The sequence below is a fragment of the Bowmanella yangjiangensis genome (genome assembly GCF_017255015.1).
Classification (GTDB): domain Bacteria; phylum Pseudomonadota; class Gammaproteobacteria; order Enterobacterales; family Alteromonadaceae; genus Bowmanella; species Bowmanella yangjiangensis.
The window spans coordinates 1,325-2,282 of sequence record NZ_JAFKCS010000122.1; the positions used below are offsets into that span (position 1 = coordinate 1,325).

2 protein-coding genes are annotated in these 958 nt (G+C 60.2%); both read left to right on the forward strand.

Annotated features, from left to right (window positions below; translation table 11 throughout):
• Window positions 1-210 (forward strand): UDP-N-acetylglucosamine 2-epimerase (locus J0A65_RS27520; protein WP_232850107.1); only part of this gene is annotated, 210 nt, incomplete at its 5' end.
• Between the two features lie 129 nt (window positions 211-339).
• The coding region (locus tag J0A65_RS22460; protein WP_206596541.1) for an aminotransferase class I/II-fold pyridoxal phosphate-dependent enzyme at window positions 340-958 on the forward strand (619 nt) is incomplete at its 3' end.

A 958-nucleotide genomic window follows, 5' to 3' on the forward strand; every position in this document is an offset into this window, starting at 1 on the left:
TTCTTCTACCGTGTACCCTGTATCACCATGCGTGATGAAACCGAGTGGGTTGAGACTGTCGAGTTAGGCTGGAACCGCTTGGTTGGTGCCGAGCAGGCACGCATCCTTGAAGCTTATGCAGCCTTGGCAGCGGGTAGTGCGGATGTGTCTGGTCGGCCTTATGGCGATGGGCGGGCTGCCGCGCGCATTCTTGCACTATTGCTGGTGTGAGGGCGCGATTCGATTTGGGTCGATGTTATCCAGCATTGTTGGTAAAGAATCTGTGCATCCTCATTGTTTATGACTATCACCCCTCTTGCTGGTACAGTGCCGGCCGTTCCGGTCGCCTCGTCAAGGAGATTGAAAATTAACGTTCCCTTTATCGACCTCAAGCGCCTGGAGCCCGGTTTCCACGCGGCGCTGATGGAAAAATTCCATGCCATGACTCTGGGCGCCCAGTTTATCGGCGGTACTGAGGTAGCTACGCTTGAAAGCCGTCTGCAGGCCGAACTGCAGGTCGCGCATGCAGTGACCTGCGCCAACGGTACCGATGCCCTGCAGCTGGCGCTGCGTGCAGTGGGTGTGGGCGAGGGCGACGTGGTGCTGGTGCCGAACGTGACCTTCTGGGCGACCTTCGAGGCTGTGGTGAATGTCGGCGCCAGGCCGGTGACGGTGGATGCAGACCTCAGCGATGGCGGCGTGTGCTTCGAAGCCTTTGCTCAGGCAATCCGCGAGTCCCGGCCCAAGGCAGCACTGGTGGCGCACCTGTATGGCTGGGGCACTGCCAGTCTGCTCGAATTGCGTGCGTTGTGCCGCGATCAGGGCGTGGTGCTGGTGGAGGACGGTGCTCAGTCCTTTGGCGCCCGTTATCAGGGTGCGCCCATCTACAAGGGTGCGCACATCTCGACTACGTCCTTCTATCCGGCCAAGGTGCTGGGCGCTGCTGGTGACGGTGGTGCAGTGTTCACCGACGATGCCG